The sequence below is a fragment of the Methylobacter sp. BBA5.1 genome, assembly GCF_000746145.1.
GTDB lineage: Bacteria > Pseudomonadota > Gammaproteobacteria > Methylococcales > Methylomonadaceae > Methylobacter > Methylobacter marinus.
On record NZ_JQKS01000076.1, the window covers coordinates 1 to 2,369 of the forward strand.

The following is a 2,369-nucleotide window of genomic DNA, read 5'->3' on the forward strand; positions in this document are numbered from 1 at the left end:
GTCAGCTGGAGCCCCATCACTAAAGCCAGATCCTCGATGATGGCCAGCTTGGCGTCCTGATTATCGGGAATATAATCGACAATCGTGATCGCATTATCGACCGAATCCAGTCGCTTCAGCTTTCGGGCCTTGGCGAACGCCTCCGCTTTGTTTTCGCTCAACACTGTCAGCGTCATTGGCGACTCATCCTTAGCGGTCAGCAGTTCCCTGAACGTGGCGACCGACTCGGTGTCGGGGGCGCGCAAGTTGATCGGATTGATGTCGAACCGAGCCTGGGTCAGCAGGGCCAGGCCGGCAAGTGTCAATGCGGCCGCTGTCCATTTGATCAGGGTTGCATGCCGCATCGGGATGCGGTAAACCCAATCCGGAAACAGACTCTCGGATTTCGCGGCGGGCGTTAGTTTCGGCGGAAACAGCAGCAACAGCGCCGTCAGCGCCGTAAATGTAATCAGCAGTGAGATAAAGATACCCACGCCGGAGATGATGCCCAGCTCTGAGACGCCGGTGTAGGCGGTCGGGACGAAGGCAAAGAAGCCTGTCGCGCCGGTGATCGCGCACAGGGTAATGGAGGGACCGACTTTGCGCACGGCACTGATCAGCGCCTGTTGCCGGGACGGTTGCTGGCGCAGCAATTCCCGATAGCGCAGGGATAATTGAACCGCGTAATCGTCGCCGATGCCGATATACAAAGTCGCAAAGGCGATGGAAATGATATTCAAATGCCCGATGGCAAGCGTGGCAAAGCCGGCAGTCAGAATCAGCCCCATCAATATGACGCTGAGCGTGACCAGCATCATTTTTACCGACCGATAACCGGTCATTAAAGTCAGGGAGACCAGAATAAAGGAAAACAGCGAGGCGATTTCGGCGCTGTAGGTCACCGTGGCCAATTCGTCGTGTTCCAGCACGACTTCGCCGGTCAGGCGGATGCTGACTCCCGGCAGATCTTGTTTGGCCTTTTCCACAATAGCCCGCACCGCTTCCACCGATTTTTCGGCCGGCGTCAGCTCGGTGAAGTCCAGTGTCGGCTGGACCAGGATGAAGCGCCGGGTGCTCAACAGTTCCTGGTCCTCTTCTCCAATCATCATCTGCTGCCAGGACAGCCGATAGGATTTACTGTCCAGCACGGCCCGGACCGCCAGGCGAATTTTATCGAGCAAGGGATTCAGGTCGACCGGCAGTTCACGCTCGTCCGTGGTAATGGCCTGTTCGAGAATGGACAGCAAACTTTTCAGGCTGTTGTCCCTGGACAGGGTGCCGATGAAGGGCTGGGCTTCGGCCAGCTTGGCGGCCAGATCCTCGAGCTCGTCCAGGTCGAGGTAAAGCAGGCCGTGCCGGTCGAAGAATTCCCCGGCGCCGGGGATGTAGATCGATTTTATCCGCTGTTTTTCGTTGCCAAACTGTGTGTCGAGGTAATTAACCGCGCGAGTGGCCTGTTCCGGCGTTGGGGTGTCGACAACGACCAGGATGGCCTGGTCATCCTGCGGAAAAGCCTCGATGAAGCGTTCCCGGTTTTGCAGAAAGGGCAGTTCCTCCGACAGTATTTTGGTGGTATCGGTATCGATGCCCAGATTTCGGACCGTATAAAACAGGCTGGCTCCGCAGGCCAGGAGGATCAGCAGAAGCAGCGTCTTCGGGTGACGCAACACGCCGGTTTCCAGTTTGACCAGAAATGCACTGTAAACTTCGGGAATTCTCTTCATGCTTCACCTCTGTTTTCATATCGGTGAGTATCAAAGGACTGTCGCCTTTAGACTGCGAAATCCTGATTGGTGTTACGCATGGGCTTTTTTTAATTGATCCGGCATCAAACAGGGCGGCAGCGCTTTTGTCCGCCATGAGCGATATTGGCTGGTTACTGTATTATCAGAAATCCTCCGTCAGTCTTGCACCCTATTGGCAAACGCCGGCAGTATGATCAGTGTGCAGACAATCGTCAGTATCAGGCCGATGGCCAGCAGTTGTCCCATGCTCGCCAGGCCCAGATGCGGCGTGAACGCCATGCTGACCAGACTGCAGAGCGTGGTCAGGCCGCTGAACACCACGCCTCTGGCCGTGCTGGTGCGCAGTACGCTGGCCTCCTCGGCCGGGTTCCGTAAACGGTACATGATATAAATGCCGCCATCGACGCCGAGTCCGAAAAGCAGCGGGATGATGATGATGTTGGCGAAATTGAACGGATTGTCCATGATCACCGTCGAGGCGCCGGTCAGGATGGCCGTCATCAGCAGGGGCAGGAGAATCAACAGGGTATTCTTGATGTTGCGCTGGGTAAGCAGCAATACCAGGACGATGGCCGCCAGCGCGCCGATCAGTGCCTGCCGAAAGGCTTGCACGATCGCGTTGCCCGATTCCAGGTAAATGACCGG

The 2,369-nt window shown here is 56.6% G+C and carries 2 protein-coding genes; both read right to left on the reverse strand.

Features of this window, described 5'->3' with window-relative positions; all coding sequences use genetic code 11:
• Positions 1-1,703: MMPL family transporter (locus EK22_RS21705; protein WP_036254421.1), on the reverse strand; the 1,703-nt coding region annotated here is incomplete at its 3' end.
• Between the two features lie 177 nt (positions 1,704-1,880).
• The coding region (locus EK22_RS21710) for an MMPL family transporter (RefSeq protein ID WP_036254423.1) at positions 1,881-2,369 on the reverse strand (489 nt) is incomplete at its 5' end.